This window comes from Mycobacterium sp. SMC-17 (assembly GCF_045310915.1).
GTDB lineage: Bacteria > Actinomycetota > Actinomycetes > Mycobacteriales > Mycobacteriaceae > Mycobacterium.
Map to the genome: position 1 here is coordinate 202,821 of NZ_JBJIAK010000001.1, position 17,470 is coordinate 220,290.

At 66.6% G+C, this 17,470-nt stretch carries 18 protein-coding genes, 1 tRNA gene and 1 pseudogene; 14 read left to right on the top strand and 6 right to left on the bottom strand.

Going from position 1 to position 17,470, the window contains the following annotated elements; genetic code table 11:
- Positions 1-45 precede the first annotated feature (45 nt).
- Positions 46-1,443: an HNH endonuclease signature motif containing protein gene (locus tag ACJH7A_RS00900; protein ID WP_212812214.1), complete on the top strand. Its 1,398-nt coding sequence runs from the start codon at positions 46-48 to the stop codon at positions 1,441-1,443.
- Between the two features lie 79 nt (positions 1,444-1,522).
- Here ACJH7A_RS00900 and ACJH7A_RS00905 read toward each other — a convergent pair whose 3' ends face one another.
- A complete protein-coding gene (locus ACJH7A_RS00905; RefSeq protein WP_212812213.1) occupies positions 1,523-2,326 on the bottom strand; it encodes an acyl-CoA thioesterase II in 804 nt (267 codons plus the stop codon).
- Between the two features lie 123 nt (positions 2,327-2,449).
- Here ACJH7A_RS00905 and ACJH7A_RS00910 point away from each other — a divergent pair, with 123 nt between their 5' ends.
- Both ACJH7A_RS00910 and ACJH7A_RS00915 read left to right on the top strand, forming a co-directional pair.
- Positions 2,450-2,932: an SRPBCC family protein gene (locus ACJH7A_RS00910; RefSeq protein ID WP_212812212.1), complete on the top strand. Its 483-nt coding sequence runs from the start codon at positions 2,450-2,452 to the stop codon at positions 2,930-2,932.
- 76 nt (positions 2,933-3,008) lie between these two features.
- A tRNA-Ile gene (locus ACJH7A_RS00915) sits at positions 3,009-3,082 on the top strand.
- A 1-nt stretch (position 3,083) separates the two neighbouring features.
- Here the strand turns inward: ACJH7A_RS00915 and ACJH7A_RS00920 are convergent.
- Positions 3,084-3,455 (bottom strand): hypothetical protein, encoded by a 372-nt coding sequence (locus ACJH7A_RS00920; protein ID WP_212812211.1) that lies wholly within the window; start codon positions 3,453-3,455, stop codon positions 3,084-3,086.
- Positions 3,456-3,621: 166 nt separating this feature from the next.
- Between ACJH7A_RS00920 and ACJH7A_RS00925 the strand changes: the two genes are divergently transcribed.
- On the top strand, positions 3,622-5,703 hold the full coding sequence (locus tag ACJH7A_RS00925; RefSeq protein ID WP_371824561.1) for an FUSC family protein: 2,082 nt from the start codon (positions 3,622-3,624) through the stop codon (positions 5,701-5,703).
- Between the two features lie 117 nt (positions 5,704-5,820).
- Positions 5,821-7,151, top strand: a pseudogene (locus ACJH7A_RS00930) (erythromycin esterase family protein); the annotation flags it as partial.
- Between the two features lie 56 nt (positions 7,152-7,207).
- Here the strand turns inward: ACJH7A_RS00930 and ACJH7A_RS00935 are convergent.
- The 3 genes from ACJH7A_RS00935 to ACJH7A_RS00945 are packed head-to-tail and all read right to left on the bottom strand — an operon-like array spanning position 7,208 to position 8,525.
- Positions 7,208-7,822 (bottom strand): hypothetical protein, encoded by a 615-nt coding sequence (locus ACJH7A_RS00935; protein ID WP_244872610.1) that lies wholly within the window; start codon positions 7,820-7,822, stop codon positions 7,208-7,210.
- A gap of 28 nt (positions 7,823-7,850) precedes the next feature.
- Positions 7,851-8,195: a heme-binding protein gene (locus ACJH7A_RS00940; RefSeq protein WP_212812209.1), complete on the bottom strand. Its 345-nt coding sequence runs from the start codon at positions 8,193-8,195 to the stop codon at positions 7,851-7,853.
- Between the two features lie 36 nt (positions 8,196-8,231).
- Positions 8,232-8,525 (bottom strand): hypothetical protein, encoded by a 294-nt coding sequence (locus tag ACJH7A_RS00945; RefSeq protein WP_064860199.1) that lies wholly within the window; start codon positions 8,523-8,525, stop codon positions 8,232-8,234.
- A gap of 240 nt (positions 8,526-8,765) precedes the next feature.
- On the opposite strand from ACJH7A_RS00945, the gene ACJH7A_RS00950 reads away from it, so the two are divergent.
- From ACJH7A_RS00950 to ACJH7A_RS00975, 6 genes are all read left to right on the top strand, one after another.
- Positions 8,766-9,326 (top strand): hypothetical protein, encoded by a 561-nt coding sequence (locus ACJH7A_RS00950; RefSeq protein ID WP_212812208.1) that lies wholly within the window; start codon positions 8,766-8,768, stop codon positions 9,324-9,326.
- Positions 9,323-9,727, top strand: coding sequence for a nuclear transport factor 2 family protein (locus ACJH7A_RS00955; protein WP_212812207.1), 405 nt, complete (start codon positions 9,323-9,325; stop codon positions 9,725-9,727). Before ACJH7A_RS00950 ends, ACJH7A_RS00955 begins: the two co-directional genes overlap by 4 nt.
- Positions 9,694-11,058: a peroxidase gene (locus ACJH7A_RS00960; RefSeq protein ID WP_212812206.1), complete on the top strand. Its 1,365-nt coding sequence runs from the start codon at positions 9,694-9,696 to the stop codon at positions 11,056-11,058. The genes ACJH7A_RS00955 and ACJH7A_RS00960 overlap by 34 nt, the downstream gene beginning before the upstream one ends.
- Before the next feature lie 136 nt (positions 11,059-11,194).
- Positions 11,195-11,434 carry a CsbD family protein gene (locus ACJH7A_RS00965; protein WP_212812205.1) on the top strand — a complete coding sequence of 80 codons (240 nt, stop codon included), beginning with the start codon at positions 11,195-11,197 and terminating at the stop codon, positions 11,432-11,434.
- Between the two features lie 27 nt (positions 11,435-11,461).
- Complete coding sequence (locus tag ACJH7A_RS00970; protein WP_212812204.1) at positions 11,462-12,448, top strand: TIGR03557 family F420-dependent LLM class oxidoreductase; 987 nt, start codon at positions 11,462-11,464, stop codon at positions 12,446-12,448.
- Positions 12,449-12,627: 179 nt separating this feature from the next.
- On the top strand, positions 12,628-12,774 hold the full coding sequence (locus tag ACJH7A_RS00975; RefSeq protein ID WP_212812203.1) for a hypothetical protein: 147 nt from the start codon (positions 12,628-12,630) through the stop codon (positions 12,772-12,774).
- A gap of 12 nt (positions 12,775-12,786) precedes the next feature.
- Here ACJH7A_RS00975 and ACJH7A_RS00980 read toward each other — a convergent pair whose 3' ends face one another.
- On the bottom strand, positions 12,787-13,203 hold the full coding sequence (locus ACJH7A_RS00980) for a transglycosylase family protein (protein WP_020104397.1): 417 nt from the start codon (positions 13,201-13,203) through the stop codon (positions 12,787-12,789).
- 518 nt (positions 13,204-13,721) lie between these two features.
- On the opposite strand from ACJH7A_RS00980, the gene ACJH7A_RS00985 reads away from it, so the two are divergent.
- The 3 genes from ACJH7A_RS00985 (at position 13,722) to ACJH7A_RS00995 (ending at position 17,462) form a co-directional block, all read left to right on the top strand.
- The gene (locus ACJH7A_RS00985) at positions 13,722-13,952 is read left to right on the top strand and encodes a hypothetical protein (RefSeq protein WP_212812202.1); all 231 of its coding nucleotides are present in this window, start codon (positions 13,722-13,724) and stop codon (positions 13,950-13,952) included.
- Positions 13,953-14,021: 69 nt separating this feature from the next.
- Positions 14,022-15,524 carry an alpha/beta hydrolase family protein gene (locus ACJH7A_RS00990; RefSeq protein WP_212812201.1) on the top strand — a complete coding sequence of 501 codons (1,503 nt, stop codon included), beginning with the start codon at positions 14,022-14,024 and terminating at the stop codon, positions 15,522-15,524.
- Between the two features lie 144 nt (positions 15,525-15,668).
- Positions 15,669-17,462: a hypothetical protein gene (locus ACJH7A_RS00995; RefSeq protein WP_406801291.1), complete on the top strand. Its 1,794-nt coding sequence runs from the start codon at positions 15,669-15,671 to the stop codon at positions 17,460-17,462.
- Positions 17,463-17,470: the final 8 nt, after the last annotated feature.

Sequence of the window (17,470 nt, forward strand, 5' to 3'; positions counted from 1 at the left end):
ATTCGCGGCGGCTTCTTGTCGGTGGTTCGAACTAATGTTCGATGTATGGGGTTGACCGATCCGGCTGTTGTCGAGGAGGCGTACGCCGCCTACGAAGCGGCGCACGCGCGGCTCGCGTCCCTGGATTACAGCGGTCTGGATGTGGCGACGTTGTTGGCGTTGAAGTCGCGCCGCGAGAGGTTGAGGTGTGCGGCCGAGGCGGTGGATCACCGGATCTTGGTTGCGGCGCAGTCTCAGGTCACGGCCCGAGAACTTGGCGCGAAAAACTGGGCCGAGGTGCTGCGTATCCGGCTGCGCCTGGACACCACCGAAGCCAACCGCCAGGTCCGCGACGCCCAGTATTTGGCGCCCCGCACCGGGCTGACCGGCGAACCGTTGCCGCCGCTGTGGGAGTTCGTCGCCGCCGCCCAGGCCGAAGGCGCGCTCAACACCGAGCACGTGAAAGTGATCGGCCAGTTCATCAACAAACTCCCCGGCTGGATCGACCCCGCCACCCGTGGGCAGTTCGAACAGTCCCTCGTTGCCGGGGCGCGGCACCAGACCCCCGAAGAACTGCGCGCCGCCGCCGAGGCGCTGCTGTACCTGCTCGATCAGGACGGGCCGCTGCCCGATGACGCCGAACGCGCCCGCAAACGCAGCTTCCGCATCGGCAAACAACAACCCGACGGCATGTCCAAAGTGGACGGCTGGCTCGACCCCGAAGCACGCGCCACCCTCGAAGCAGTCCACGACAAACTCGGCGCCCCCGGCATGTGCAACCCCGCCGACCCCACACCCTGCCAATCGGGCACCCCCACCCAGGCCCAGATCGACCACGACACCCGCAGCACCGACCAACGCAACCACGACGCCCTGGCCGCCATGGGCCGCATCGCCCTCGGCACCGACCTCGGCGACCACAACGGCCTACCTGTGGCCATCGCGGCCACCTGCACTGTCGCCGAATTGGAGCGCGGCACCGGCCACGCACTGACCCTCACCGGCAGCCGGTTACCGATCCGCGATCTCATCCGCATGGCTGCCCGCGGCGCCGACCACTACCTCGTCGTCTTTGACGACCACACCGAACAACCGCTGTACCTGGGCCGAGCGCGTCGCACCGCCACCGTCGCCCAACGCTTTGCCCTGTTCGCCCGCGACCTGGGCTGCACCAAACCCAACTGCACCGCCCCCGCCTCCCGCTGCCAGGCCCATCACGTCGACACCGACTGGCGCGATGATGGCCCCACCGACATCACCAACCTTGCCCTGGCCTGCGGCCGCGACAACCGCCTCGCCGACACCGGCGGCTGGACCACCACCATGGCCAACGGCCGCGCCCACTGGACCCCACCACCACTACTGGACGTCGGCCAACCCCGAACCAACCACTACTGGCATCCCACGCTCTACCCACCCGAGAGCGGCGATGATGACGGTGAAACAGACAGGCCCGCAAGCTAACTCGGCACCGCGCCACGGCATCCGATGCCGCGACGGCAGTGCCACGTGCGTCGCAACGAGTCGCTCGCCGGTGAGGACGTCAGCCCTTGAAGTAGACGACCTGGTGGGTGCTGGCGAGCAGCGCGCCGTCGCGGGCCCACGCATGCGCACTCTGGTCGAAGTATCCGTCCGAGAAGCGATTTGCGTGCGCACTGCCCAATACGTAGTCCCCGCCGATGCTTTCGAGCTCCTGCCCATTGGCGTGGAAGTACGTGGTGAGTGAGATGGTGCCGGCCGGGAAGAATCCGCCGCGCCGCAGGAAAACCCGGGGATAGAAGATGTCGGACATCGCGGCCAGGGCGGCGAAGTCGAGGCCGCGCTGGTTGGCGTCCCGCACCCACAGCGTCGTCCGCGAGGACTCACTGGGCTCGGCATCCTCTGCCGGGAAAGGGTTTTCGACGAAACGCATGTCGTACTGGCTGACCCATGGCAGGGGAGGGCCGCTGACTTCGAGTCCCTCGGGCCCGGGCGCACTCGGCATGCGTGACTCGTCGTCCGACCAGGTGTCGCGGCGGATGCCGAAAACCATGGTGGCCGTGGTCTTGATGTCGCCGTCCTGGCTGAGTTCGGCGATCCAGTGCTGGTTCGTCCGGTTGGTGCGGGCGGGCTTCAGTGCGATATCGAACTCGCCGTCGGCGATGGGTGCCGCGAAGTTGACCGTGAGTGCCAGCGGTTCACCGATGCGGTCGGGCCGCAGCTCGACTGCATGCAGCAGCGTCGCCGCAGTGATGCCGCCGAAGGGGCCGACCATGTTCGCCCAGTCCGGGTGCGTCTGCCCACGCATGCGCGTGTCATCGACGGGCTGTAGTTCCAGGGCTTGGTCGAACGGATGAGAGTCGGTCACGCTCCACATGATGCCTGGTGGCAGTGCGGTCAAAGAGACGCATCCGCTCAGGGCCGATCAGATGCCCGTTTACACAGAGCCACGATGACAAACGGCGCGGTGCGCAGTCTCGATAGATAGGCGGTGAATTCGCAGAGGAGATCAGTGATGGCTATCCAACACAGCCGCATACAGGTATCGCGTGTCGTGGACGCGAGTGCAGATCTCGTGTTCGCGTTTCTGACCACGCCGGACAACCATGTTGTGCTCGATGCGAGCGGCATGATCCTCAGTGCGGCCGACCATCGCCCCTTCAGCGAATTGGGTGCGGTGTTCGTGATGAACATGCGTGCGGGCAACCGCGTCGAGAACCACGTCATCTGTTACGAGCCCGACCGTGCTGTCGGATGGGCCCCCGCCGAACCCGGCCAGGAACCTGCGGGTCACACCTGGATATGGCGGCTCACGCCGATCGGACCGGAGCGGACACTTGTCACTGAGACATACGACTGGTCGGCATTCCGACACACCGACATGCTGGAGCACCTGCCGGTCATCGGCCGCGCGCAGATGGAAGAGTCGACGGAGCGGCTGGCGGAAGCGCTCTGCCGGCGTGGCATCTCTTAGACCGCAACGCCGATGGCAGCCCATGGGGTGCCCGCCCGTGGCGCCATGCGAACATGGTGGCCGCGATCTTCGCGATGGGGCGGTAGCTCAGTTGGTTAGAGCCGGGGACTCATAATCCCTTGGTCGCGGGTTCGAGCCCCGCCCGCCCTACTCAAAGCCGCTGGGACGGTGGACTCAACGACACCCGCCGCGTCACCCGTGCCGAACTGCCCCGACTATCCGTCGCTTCGACTTCGATCACGGCGATGACGGGTTCGCCTCGTTTCAGTGCGCGAGCGGCCTTGCGCTGCGCGACGGGAGGAATCTCGACAGCAAGCGTGGCTTTGCGCAAGGGCGGCAGGTTCAGCATGGCGGGCCGCAGATGCAGTGTCCGCGGCTGGCGCATCCGGCGCGGGACGTCGATCTCGCCGGTGGCGATGACATCGCAGGGCAGGCCGGCCGAGCGCACTTGCAGAACCACCGAATCGCCAAGTGGCTGATTGCGTTCGCCGCCGAGCCACAGCCGCACGTTCGGCAGCGTCATCCCGCCGACTTCTTCATCGCGACTTAGCCGCGATGCGATGGCAGCGCTGATCAACCTGCTGGTCAGCCCACCTTTGCGACGCGCCACGACGGTAACTTACGCCCGTTGGCAACGCTGCGAAGCCAGAACCGCGACGTCCACCGAGCTGGACATGCCACACAGGCTGATGCCGCAGAATTGGCCTGTGCAGGTAGCGGCGGTGGTGCGGAGAGCGAGTGTCCTCGGCGCTGCCGACCCCGGACGCATCCGGTTGCGCAGCGCGGCGGCGACCACCTTCTCGCTGCTGCTGGCGATCGGCGCGATGCTGGTGTTCACCCGTGCGGCCGGCCAGCCGGTGACGGTCGCGATGCTGGGCGCGGTGGTGGCGATGCAGGCCTCGGCCGCCGTGAAGGACCGAGACCAGCGCAGCCGCAACATCACGACGCTGCTGCTGTTCTTCCCGGCGATCGGCGCCATGGCCTTGGCCGCATTCCTGGTGCCCCACGGGAAGATCGTCGACGTCGGCTTCATCGCTGTTCTCTTCGCCGCGGTGTGGGTGCGGCGGTACGGCCCGCGCGGAAACGCGCTCGGGATGGTCGCCTTCATCTCGTACTTCTTCGTCATGTTCCTGCGGACCCCGGTGCATCAGATTCCGGTGTTGGCAGTGGCCGTTGCGGTGGGCATCGTGTCGTCACTGTTGGTGCACGTGCTGCTGTTTCCCGAACGGCCACGTGTCGAGGCACGTCGCCTCCTGTCGGCACTGCGTGCCGCGTCGCTTTCGACACTGGATGTCGCCACCCGGCGCGGCGAGGTGAGTGTTGAGGTCGCCCGGCACCAACTCGACCAACTCGGTGAGACGGCGCTGCTCATCGACGACTGGCTCGATCGGCACGAGGCCGCCAAATCACTGAGCGTCACCAGTAAGGACCTGGCGCTGCGGGTTTTCGAGGCGCAGATCATGCTGGAGCAGGCGGCGTCGTTCCTGTGGTGGCTGGACCAGGACGAGCCGTGGCCCGACGGCCTGGTTGATGCGGTCGCGGCGCTGCGGATCTGCCTGGACAACAACCCCACCGACGAACAGTTGCGGCAGGCCCGGCGGATGGGTGCCGCAGCGGCGGACAAGGCTGACCTTTCGACCTCGGCGGGCGTCGCGACCGTCACGGCGTACCGGGCGATGCAGGCGCACTTGGCAATTCACCACATCACCACCAACGCCCGCGGCATCAGCGACGACGATATCGCCGCCGCCGAGACCGACGGCGACGACGACCACGACACGCCTCAGGGGCTCAATCCCAGCACCAAGGCCGCGATTCAGGTCGCGGTGGCGACCAGTGCCGCAACGGTTCTGGGCAATCTGATCTCGCCCGATCGCGGATATTGGGCGGTGCTGACGGCCTTCCTGGTGTTCACGGGCGTCTCGACGCGCGGCGAGATCCTTTCGCGTGCCGGTCATCGCATCGTCGGCACCATCGCCGGGGTGGTGGCGGGCGTGCTGCTCGCCGCGGAGATCGGGCGGAACCCGGCGCTGCAGATCGTCGTCCTCGTGGTCTGCGTGTTCTTCGCGTTCTACCTGGCAACCGTCGCCTACTTCTGGTTGACCTTCTTCGTGACGGTCCTGCTGGCGATGTTGTATGGCCTCCTCGGCAATTTCAGTGCCCAGGTGCTAGAGGTGCGCATCGCGGAAACAGCAGTGGGAAGCCTGGTGGGTATCGCGTCCGCGTACTTCGTCTTCTCCACCAAGACCCGCGCCACGTTCGCCGAAAAGGTCACCGATTACCTCGACCAGATGGAGCGGGTGATCGACACCGCGGTGACGGCGGTACTGACCGCCGGCGATGCCGGCGATCTGGTTGTCGACACCCGCCGGATGGACAACTCGTTGAAGGCAGCCATCACTGCCGGCAAACCGCTCCAGATGGGCCCGGTTTCGGAACTGCGGCACGGGGTGCGGCGGCTGATGCGCGGATTGCAGGTCGCCAACCGTTCGGCGCATGCCCTGGCGCGTGCCGGGGTGACCGCGTCGCATGCCGGGCAGCCTCCCGATGGCGCCGACGACGCGTTGCATCAGGCCGCCGCACGCGCCGATGAAGCGATAGCGCGGGTGCGGAGACTGATCGCCGGCGAAGACGTCGGAGCTGAGAAGCGAAGCGACGCAGCCGTATTCGATGTCGGTCTACCGGAGATGCGGCCGGGCCCGGTGCGTGCGTCGGTGCGTGCGCTCAACATGCTGGATCGGGCGCTGACCGAGGTCACCAGCAGGGTCTGAGTCATGCGTAGGGCCTCCGAGAATCGGGGCTGCCGTTTACGCATCTGAAAGCGGGGAATGCCGGTCGATGAGAGGAGTCGATCGATGTCACTGCGAACCCTGGGCAGGCACGCGTCAGCGCACGTCATCCGCTCCGTCGCGATCGAGGCGCCCGACGGGGTACCGCCGGTGGACGTGCTGGAACAGCTGATCGGCGATGCGCGAATCGTCCTCATCGGGGAGGCGTCACACGGAACGCATGAGTTCTACGCCGCACGTGCCGCGATCACGCGGTGGCTCATCCGGCAGAAGGGATTCTGCGCCGTTGCGGCCGAGGCGGATTGGCCGGACTCCTACCGGGTGAACAGGTTCGTTCGTGGACTGGGCGACGATCGGTCCGCGGATCAGGCGCTGAGTGGGTTCGAACGATTTCCGGCCTGGATGTGGCGCAACATCGTGGTCCGGGATTTCGTCGATTGGCTGCGCCGCTGCAACACCGAATTCGCCGATCGCAGCGGCAGGCCGGCCGGTTTCTACGGCTTGGACCTCTACGCATGCACCGCTCCATGAGTGAGGTCATCGCGTATCTCGACAAGGTTGATCCGCGAGCCGCGGGGAGGGCCCGCGAGCGCTACGCCTGCTTCGACCATGTCGCGTCGGCCGAAGACGGTCAGGAATACGGCTATGCCGCGGCCTTCGGCGCGGGACGGACGTGTGAACGCCAGGCGATCGAACAGCTCTTGGATATGCAGCGCAACGCGGCGGATATCGCCAATCAGGACGGCCTGCTCGGTGAGGACGAGGCGTTCTACGCCGAACAGAACGCGCAGGCCGTTCGTGACGCCGAAGAGTATTACCGCACGATGTTCGGTGGCCGGGTTTCGTCATGGAATCTGCGCGACGAACACATGGCTCGCACGTTGAGCGCGTTGCTGGACCACCTGGACCGCGACGGCGCCAAAGACTCAAAAGTCGTTGTCTGGGCGCATAATTCGCATGTCGGTGACGCTCGCGCGACGGAGGTGGGTCGTGATGGAGAGCTCACGCTCGGCCAGTTGGTCCGGGAACGGTATGGCCGTGAATGCCGGTTGATCGGCTTCAGTACCTACGCAGGCACCGTGACCGCGGCGAGCAGGTGGGGTGGCGTCGCCCAACGCAAGGCGGTCCGGCCTGCACTCAGCGGCAGTGTCGAGGAGCTCTTGCACGCAGTGGGTGGCCCGTCATTCTTCGTATCGCCCCTGCTCACTCGCCAAGCCGCCGAACCGCTTTCGGTCGCGCGCCTGAGCCGCGCCATCGGCGTCATCTACCGCCCCGAGACGGAACGGCAGAGCCACTACTACCACGTGCGTGCCGCCGATCAGTACGACGCGATGATCCACATCGACCGGACCCGGGCGCTGGAACCACTCGAGCCGACCAGCGTCTGGCACGAAGGGGAAACGCCGGAGACGTATCCGAGTGGGCTCTGAACCGCTCGCCTCAGCGTGAGGTCGATGCCGCGCCTACGGGAGGGAGCGGACGACCGTCAGCCGTGCAGTCCGTTCTTGATGGCCAGGGCCTGTTTCTGGCCGACGTCGAGCACGAAGTCGGACGGCGGGGTGGCGTCCTTCGGTCCGTCGAATTCGAGGGTGACGAATGCGCGGCCTTCGGTGAACAGCACGACGGTCACTGATTTGGAGTCGTCTGGCGAGTTCCCCGACACCGAAATGCCGCCGCTACCAACCTCGATCGGCGTGGGGGTACCGCCGACCACGCTGCCCCCGAGCGTGGCTTTGGCTGCCTCGAGCGCCGCGGTGGCGGCGGCCGGGTCCGGCAGGATCAGGATGGTGTCGCCGACGACGTGGGTGCGGTCGGCGTTGCCGAACGACGTTGCGACACCGGGTTTACCGCCCGGGTCCGGTACGGGCGGGGTTGCGATGAATTCCTCGGGTGCGACGAGGTCGGTAGCCTTGATCAGCAGCGCCGAGTAGTCGACGGGCTGGGCCGGAGTGGAGGCGGTCGTCGACGTGGCGGCGCTCGACGACGTCGCCGACTTCGACGCGGCGGGTGGCGCAGAATCCTTGCTGCATCCGGTGATCGTCACGATCACCGCCGCGCTGACCGCAACCGCGCCGCCGGCCACCCTCATGCGAGAGCTCATCGGTTTCACTCCTCTCCGGCCCCCGCCGTCAGTTCAGCGGACCGTCCGGCATCGGGGCGTTGCAGCGCGCGCGGAAGTCGGCCGCAGGCTGGCGGATACCCTCGATGTCGGTCTTCACCTGCGGGTTCGCATCCATGTACGCGGTGATATCGGTCCGCATCTGATCCCGAGTCTTGCCCTTGAGACCCGTGAAGAACGCATTCACATCGGGGTGCGTGAACAGGTACGACGCGGTTGCGGCGTTCACGCCGGACATCACGTTCGCGAGGTCGCCGGCAGTGCAGTCCGGCGGGTCGGCAATGGCGGTCGTGGCTGTGCCGATGAACGTCGCACCGGCGATCAGGCCGGCACCGATGATGTTGCGGATTCTCATGTTTGGTTGCTCCTCGAGGTTGTCGAAATAAAGGGATCAGCGACGCGGACCGATACCGCCACCGCCGCCGGGGCGCAGCGGCGGGCGCGGGGGCAGGGGCACGATGACGTCCACGCCCCAGCCGTCGTCGCAATACCAGGGATCAGCGCAGTACGACGGGTAGGCCGCGCTGGGCGGCGTGGGGCCGCCGCCACGAACGTCACCCTGTGCGCACACGGTGGCGTATCCGGCGCCGGTGCAGTCGGCCGAGGCCGGCGCTGCCGCACTGAGGCCGATGGGCACAAACGTGAGCGCCAGACCCAGACTCAGGGAGCGCTGCTTCAGTCGCATGGTCTTCTTCCTTCGAACGGCTGGCTCGCGGTGGTCGGCACGGTGCCGGTGCGCGGAACCGGTGTCGGCTGAGCATAATTGGGCGTTGCCGCTCAAGAAGCGGTTGCGCGATTATTGCGTTGTTTAGGCTGTGTTAATCCTTGGTGCGGTTTGCTGAGCGGCCGGGCCACAATCGCCGCGCGAAGCATGGCGGCGGTGGTACCGTCCGTCCCGTCGAGTATGCGTGACGAAGGGGTCAATATGAGCGAGAACAGCCAGGATTGGACCAAACCGGCGGCCATGGCGATCCCCAAGGAGGGCTACTTCGAGGAGGTGCGGGGCCGCTACGGCCCGGTGTTCCCGAAGACGCCGGCCTGCTACGGCTTCTCAATCATCGCGAAGGTGAAAGAGGGCCGCGAGGAAACGGTCAGGGCGTACGGCAAGACCATCGAGGAGACCATCAAGGCGAGCCCGGACGCGTTGGCGCCGCTGCGCTTGCACTACCTGCGCTGGAACCTCTTCGACGTGGGCTCGGGTCTGCACTTTCAGTACATGGGCATCTTCGACACCGATTTCGACAAGTACACCGAGGACGCGGTGGCACTGTTCAGCGCGACCGGCATCACGACGGTGTTCACCAATCTCGAAGGCTTCCCCGAGGATTGGAAGACCAACACCGAGGCGTTCATCAAATTCGTCCGGGACCACCAACAGCCGAGCTTCCTGGAGTACGGCGAGTACCCCTACGTGACCGCGGACGAGATCAAGAAGGCGTTGCGGCTCAAGGCGGCGTTCTCGACGATGCTCGATCAGATGCAATGACCGATACCCCACTGGGTGCGGTCCGTGCCTACATCGATGCGTTCAACGCCAACGATCCGGATGCGATGTCGGCTGCCTTCGCTCCCGATGGGGCGATCCTCGATGGCATGACTCCGCACCTGTGGGTGGGTCCGACCGCGGCGAAGGACTGGCATCGCGATGTCGTCGCCGAAGGAGCCCACCTCGGAGCCGCGAACTACCGGGTCACCCTCGGCGACCCGCTGCACGACGAGACTTCCGGCGACAGTGCGTATGTGGTGGCCCCGGCAACCATGACGTTCGACCTCAACGGCGTCCCCGTGACCCAGACGGGAGCGGTGTTCACCGTGGCGCTGCGCCGACTTCCGGACGGCTGGCGAGTCGCGGCATGGGCTTGGGCGAAGGGGCAGCGCACACCGTGACGGGCACTCCCAACCTGGAATTCGACGATATTCAGCACATCCTGCTGACCCGGACCCCTGCGCTGACCGGGCGCTACGAGCTCCTGACGTTCGACACCCCTGAAGGTGGCCGGGCATGGCTGGCAGAGATGCAGGACAAGGTGCAGTCGGCGACCGACGCCAAGGCCACGATGGACGAGTCCGATCGTTGGGTCACGTTGGCGTTCACGTGGAATGGCCTGCGCGCGTTGGGCGTGCCCGAGGAGTCATTGGCGACGTTTCCCGATGCGTTTCGGGAGGGTATGGCATCGCGGGCCGCCATCCTCGGTGACGTCGGGCCCGCGGCACCGGAGCACTGGGTCGGCGGGTTGGCCGGTGACGACCTGCACGCCATCGCAATCCTGTTCTCCCGCACGGACGAACAGAATGCGAAGTCCATCGCGGCGCATGACGACCTGCTCGCGCGGACCGACGGCGTGCGCAGCCTGTCGTATCTGGATCTCAATGCCACGCCGCCGTTCAACTACGCCCACGACCACTTCGGATTCCGGGACCGGTTGTCGCAGCCGGTCATGAAGGGGTCGGGGGAGGAGCCGACGCCAGGCTCGGGCGACCCGTTGGCGCCCGGGGAGTTCATTCTCGGGTACGACGACGAGAACGGGCCGGTGGTGGATCTGCCTCAGCCCGAGGTGCTTTCGCGCAACGGCAGCTACATGGCGTACCGCAGGCTCGAGGAGCACGTCGCCGTCTTTCGCGAGTACCTGCGCCAGAACGCGGACAGCCCGGAAGGTGAAGAGCTGCTGGCCGCCAAGTTCATGGGCCGGTGGCGCAGCGGCGCCCCGCTGGTGCTGGCTCCGGACAAGGACGACCCCGAGTTGGGCGCGGATCCGATGCGCAACAACGACTTCAACTACAAGGAAGAGGATCCGTTCGGTTACGCGTGTCCGTTGGGGGCGCACGCACGGCGGCTCAATCCGCGCGATACCGCGCACTACATGAATCGCCGCCGGATGATCCGGCGCGGCGCGACGTACGGTCCGGCACTGCCCGACGGAGCACCGGACGACGGTGTCGACCGCGGTATCGCGGCCTTCATCATCTGCGCGGATCTGGTGCGCCAGTTCGAGTTTGCGCAGAACGTCTGGATCAACGACAAGGCGTTTCACGAACTCGGCAACGAGCATGATCCGATATGCGGTACGCAGGACGGCACGCTCGACTTCACCGTCCCGAAACGGCCGATTCGCAAGGTGCACAAGGGACTTCCGGCCTTCACCACATTGAAGGGCGGCGGCTACTTCTTCCTGCCGGGTATCGGCGGCATCCGTTACCTGGCGTCGTTGGGGGACTGAGACTTCTCCGCGGCCGGCGTGGGCCGATGTTGTGCAGCCACGTGGGCCCATGTTTCGCATCCGACGGTCGGGGAACCCATCCAGTGGCGGCTGGATGGCTCGGCCGTCGCGAAACCACGACCGGAAAGAGGAGCTCATGGGTAAGAGCGGTCCGGAAGAAGCTGCCAGGGGTGTCGTCGAAGGCATCAAAGGCAAGGTGAAGACGTTGCTCGGTGCGCTGATCGGCCGCGACGACCTGTTCCGTGAGGGGCAGGCGCAGCAGGACAAGGGCGAGGCGCAGCGCGATGCGGCGAAGCGGGAAGCCGAGGCGGAATCCGCCCGGGCGGCCGCAAAGGCGGCAGAGGCGCGGGAGCGCGCGAACCAGCAGGATCAGTAGTTGGCGCTACATCGGAGAGGCGCGCGTATGACTTCATTCGGCTACACCTTGATGACTGAACAATGCGGCCCGAAAGAGCTTGTCAGACATGCTGTTCGGGCCGAGGAAGTGGGCTTCGACTTCGAAGTCTGCAGTGACCACTACTCGCCGTGGCTGGTCTCGCAGGGGCATGCGCCGAACGCCTGGGTGGTGCTCGGTGCCGTTGCGCATGCGACCAGCCGGGTGGAGCTCTGTTCCTACGTCACGTGTCCGACGATGCGGTACCACCCGACCGTCGTCGCACAACAGGCGGCGACCGCACAGATTCTCGCGGACGGCAGGTTCCTCCTCGGGCTGGGCACCGGCGAGAACCTCAACGAACACGTGGCGGGTCAGGGCTGGCCGGCCTACGAGCGCCGGCTCGACATGCTGTGCGAGGCGACCAAGATCATCCGCCAGCTCCTCGACGGCGCGGTCGTCAACCACAAGGGTGAGTACTTCCAGGTCGACTCCGCGCGACTGTGGGATCTGCCGGCCGATCCCGTCCCGATCGGCATCTCGATGACAGGGGAGAAGGCGGTCGGGCGGTTGGCTGACTTCGCCGACTTCATGATCGACGTGTCACCTGACAAACCGATCGTCGACCAGTGGATCCATGAGCGTCGGGTGCAGGGCCTGGAGACGACGGGACGCGCGGTGGCGCAGTTGCCGATCTGCTGGGACCGCGATCGCGACAAGGCAGTGGCGCGTGCGCACGAACAGTTCCGGTGGTTCGGCGGTGGCTGGCCGACGAACGCGGAATTGCCCAACCCCAAGGCTTTTGATGCCGCGACGCGGTTCGTGCGACCGGAGGACGTGGCAGAGCAGATTCCCTGTGGCCCGGACATCGACGCCGTCGTTGAGGCCGTCAGCGCCTACCGGGACGCCGGCTTCACCGATATCGCACTCGTGCAGATCGGCGGAGATTCCCAGGACAGCTTCTTCGATGAGGCGGCCCCGGCGCTGTTGGCGGCACTGCGCGCCGACGCCGCCTGACGGGCGTCGTGTCGCGGAGCGCGGCACGGTCTCACGACGATTGCGCGCGACACGCGCACGGCACGCCAACGTGCGCGACATGTGATGCAGCCGTATCCAAAATGTGACGCGTGTAGACCAGTGTGATCAGAGTGGCCGGAGGGCAGTCAGGCCATTCAGTTCGTGGTTGGGAGCGTCCAATGATGTCTACAGCTCGCAAGGTGGAACGCATCGTCGCGCAGGTCACCGCCGCCGTCACCCGTCGTCCGTCCGACGACCAGGCCTACCGGGCCGAGATGGAGCGCTTGGTCACCGAGCAGGAACTCGCGATGCTGACCAGCAGGTAGTTCTCCTGGCCGTCAGCGGAAGACGCTGAGCAGCGTCCGGCACAGGAACGGCAGGTTCGACAGCGGGATGAACTGCACGAGAGTGCGGCACACGTTGGGCGCTTGAGCCTGTCCAGCCGCGCTACCGCATACCGGCCATGCGCCGATTCCCTGTGTCTTCATGACATTTCGGGCCACGCGGATCTGTTCTCCGCGGCTGGCCGCCGCCGGTGAGCCGGTGCCGCCGTTGGCGGTCCAGGTGCCGGGGCTGAATTGGAGCCCGCCGTAGTAGCCGTTGCCGGTATTGGCCGACCAGTTGCCCCCCGATTCGCACTGGGCGATGGCGTCCCAGTTGGGTTCGGCGTTTGCCTCGGAGATCGCCAACGACAGTTGGGAGATCGCGAGGACGCCGGAGATGGCGACCGCACGAACAAATAGGTGCCCGCTCATACCCACCTCGATCCTGTTGTGCGAACGGCCTGATTCCGCTCGCAAAAATGGTTCGCAATTGACGCATGGTGCTGTCTATACAGACGTTAAACCTGATAATCAGCTGTGCTAATGGGGTAATTGTTATTCTTCGAGTAATTTTAGTGTTTCTGCATATTTCTGATGCAGAAGCGACGGCGCTGACTGTTGTTACTGGGCGTGTCGCTGCAGGTCAGTGAGTTGTTACGTGAGTAGTGTTTACCGTGTGGTTATAGGCACTACTGGGGCCTGTGATTCTTTTGTTATTAGTGATTCAATCGCGCTCAGTGATGCAATTGTTATTGAAGTGATCTGAGTTACTAATCCACATTAGAGTTTCCTATGTGACAGCTGTGACTGCTGTTACTAGAGTGAATTGGACCGTCTGGCATTCGTTCGGAATGGTCCTGGCGTCCCGAATCGGCCGGGCGCAAACTGGTCACAAGGCGGAAACCGGCATGGCGACGAATGCCCGAGCAATGACGAGTGCAATGAACGCGATGAACAAGACAGCGCGGCTGGCCGCCGGACTGTCGGCGGCTCTCTGTGCCGGATTCCTCACGGCGCCGACCGCGACCGCCGACCAGCCGGCCACCTGCCAGAGCCGGCACGTCGACGGCGTCGAGGAGGACGTCTGCGTCGGCATTCCGGGACAGGCCGGCGGCGCCAACCCGCGCGACCTCTTTCCGGGCGTCGTGCCCGAGCTGTATTTCGGCGTGGGGATCGGCTAGCCCGAAGCTCACGAGCCTCATGCGGTCAGCACAGCCGGCGCACAGCTACCGCCACCATCATCGAATTCTGTGACGACGACGCTCCTTGCCGACGCCTCCGGCGGCCCCGCCGCCCCGACTCTTCCGCCCGTTGTCGCCCCCAATCACCACGGACTGTCCCTGCTCTACGGCTGGCTGCCGGTGACCATCCAGGTGATCGCCGCGATCGTGCTGCTCGTCGCCATCGGCTGGCGGGGCCGGCGGTGGCGCTACCTGTGGCTGCCGGTCTGCGCCATTCTCGGCATCGCGGCCGCCGCATGGGCGAACTGGTTCACCACATCGCAAGGCCTGGCGGGGAACCCGGCGCCGCCGGCCCTGTGGATCTGGGTGGGCCTGTCGGGCCTGGCGCTGGGCGTGCTGATACTCGGCTGGCGCGGCACCCCGTGGTGGCGCCGCGGCGTCGCGGTCCTCGCCGTGCCGCTGTGTGTGCTCAGTACCGGCGTTGCCCTCAACGACTGGGTCGGCTACTTCCCGACGGTGCAGACCGCGTGGGGCGAGCTCACCGCCGGCCCGTTGACCGACGAGACCGAGATGTCCAGCGTCACCTCGATGAAGGCCGCCGGTGTCGTCCCGTCGCACGGCGCGGTGGTCGAGGTGGACATCCCGGACACCGCATCGGGCTTCAAACACCGCACCGAGATCGTCTACCTGCCGCCGGCATGGTTCGCGCGCAACACCCCGCCGCTGCCGGCTGTGATGATGGTCGCCGGCGAGTTCAACACCCCGGCGGACTGGCTGCGCATCGGCAACGTCGCCAGCCTCTTCGACAACTTCGCCGCGACCCACGGCGGCAACGCGCCGGTGTTCGTCTTCGTGGACGCGGGCGGTTCGTTCAACAACGACACCGAGTGCGTCAACGGCCCGCGCGGCAACGTCGCCGACCACCTCACCAAGGACGTCCCGCCCTATATGGAATCGACGTTCGGCGTCAGCGCCACACCCGCCAACTGGGGCGTCGTGGGCTGGTCCATGGGCGGCACCTGCGCGGTGGACCTCTCGGTGATGCACCCCGAGCAGTTCGGCACGTTCGTGGACATCGCCGGGGACATGGGACCCAACGCGGGTACCAAGGAGCAGACCATCGCCCGGCTCTACGGCGGCAGTGAAGCTCAGTGGGCGGCGTTCGATCCGCGCACGGTGATGGCCAAACACGGTCCTTATCAAGGTGTTTCGGGCTGGTTCGCCATCTCGTCGGATGCCCCGACGCAGTGGAAGGGCGCCAAGGCACACCCCGATGCCATCGGCCTCGGCGGCCGCGACGGCGCCGGCAACCCGGGCGACCAGACCGAGGCCGGGAAGACGCTGTGTGCCCAGGGGCGTCAGCTGGGCATCGACTGCGCCGTCGTGGCGCAGCCGGGCAAGCACGACTGGCCGTTCGCGGTGACGGCGTTCCAGACCAGCCTGCCGTGGCTGGCGGGACGCGTCGGCACTCCCGGTGTGCCGGTGACCGGGTTCCCGGCGGGATCGACGACCCCCGCACCGCCCGCCGGCCCGGCCGCGACGATCGCGGCCGGAACAAACCCGGGCAAGTAGACGTCGAATGTAACGCCGAGCCCGTCTAAGTAGATGGACTCGGTGAGACGTTGCGACACAGCAGGGAGTCGATGCGCGATGGGTACTCGAACCGATAAAACCGATAACAAAAATTTTGGCCAGGCACGCCGGCAGAGCCGGCTCGTGGGAGTCGTCGCCACTGGTGTGGTGACGACGTTGACCGCGCTCACCGTGGGCGCGGCGCCGGTGTCCGCCAAACCGAGCAGTGATTCAGACAGCTCGAGCACCACCACGCTGGTGCCGAAGCCGCCGCGGCAGGATTCGTCCGCTGCGCAGGACGGCTCCGGTTCCGGTGGCGGCTACGGGCAGGACGGCGGCCAGCGGGGACGCAAGCAGCGCGAGCAGCCGGTAGAGGCAGAGGCGCCGAGCCGGCCTGTTCCTGCCGACGTTCCCGCCGTTCAGGCCAAGCCGCCGGCCGATCCGCCCGCGGCGCCCGTCACCCCGGTGGCGCCGGTGATCGCCGCTCCGGAGAACAAGGTCCCGGAGAACAAGGCTCCCGAGAAGGCACCGGAGAAGACGCCACAGGCTCCGGCGACCACGACCCCGCCGGTCGAGACGCCTGTCGTCGCGGCCCCGCCGTCGCACACCGAGGCTCCCGCGCCGACCACCAAGGTCACCAAGGCGCAGGAAGCGCCTGTCGACCCGACCACGCCGGCGCGGCCATCGACCGCCGTCGCCGAGCCCGACAAGTCGGCGCCGTCCGCCACCTCGGTGACGCAGGGCCCGACCACCGCGCTCGCCGAGCGTCCGGCGCCGGCCGGTGCTGTCGATCCGGACAAGTCGACGGCGCCCACGGATCGCACTGTGGCAGAAGGCAAGCCGGTCGCCGGTGTGGAGGGCCAGCTCGGTGAGCGCGTCGAGGCCGGGCCGGGACGGGTCGAAGCCTCGGCCTCCGCGTCGGCCACGGTGACGGCAGGTTCGTCGAAGTCGGCGTCGCCGTCGACCGCCGCGGCCCGCGAAGTCCGCGACGTGAAGCCGATCGAGCTGCTCAAGCCCGAGACGCTGACCGCTCCGGTCGAGGACATCGCCACCGCAAAGGCCGCCGCAGCAGTCGACGTGAAACTGCCTGCGCCGGCCCCGGTGCACGACGTGGCCGATCTCGCCAAGGTCGTCAACGTCGCCAACTTCCAGTTCGACAGCCGCGCCGACTGGAACCTTCGTGACAACCGGCGGGACTGGGACCGTCGCGACGACCGGCCCATGGGCCGGGACTGGGACAACCGCGTGCGGCAGTGGCGGCCGGACTGGGTGCAGTACGACGACTACTACCGTCCGGTGCTGTTCAACCCGTACCGCGACCCCGTGCGGGTGGTGTACGTCTACCGGAACGCGCCGCGCATCGTGTACATCCCGCCGCTACAGCGCATCGTCATGGAGGTCGCCGACCTCGCGGCGTACAGCTTCACCGCAGTCGTGGTGAACGCCGTCAACACCGCCGTCAACGTGGCAGTCGGCAGCTTCTTCGGTGGCGGCTACTACCCGGGTGTCGGCGTGCCGCTGCCCCCGCCGCCTCCGCCGGTGCTGAGCTACGCGAATGTGCCTGTCCAGGTTCGCTATTCGGATGCGGTCTACCAGCCGTTCCGGGTGCAGCGCATCGTCGACGCCGGTGACGACGCGCAGTACGGCGAGCGCCGCGTGCTGCTCGACGGCGTCACGCCGGCCTGGGGGCAGTGGACCCAGAGCCCCAGTGGCGAACGGCAATTCGAGGTGCACCGGACGCAGCAGTTCCCGGGTCTCGACGAGCCGCGTGAGGCGCCGCTGCCCGGCGACTACAACCTGCAACTGGTCAACGACCAGAAGGGGCTGGAGAACCCGAACAAGGGGCTGATCATCGCCGCGGTGACCTGCGGCCTGCTGAGCCTGGGTGCCGTCGGCCTGAGCGTCTACATCGGGCGCCGGCGCCGCGAGGTGGTCTGACGTTGTCC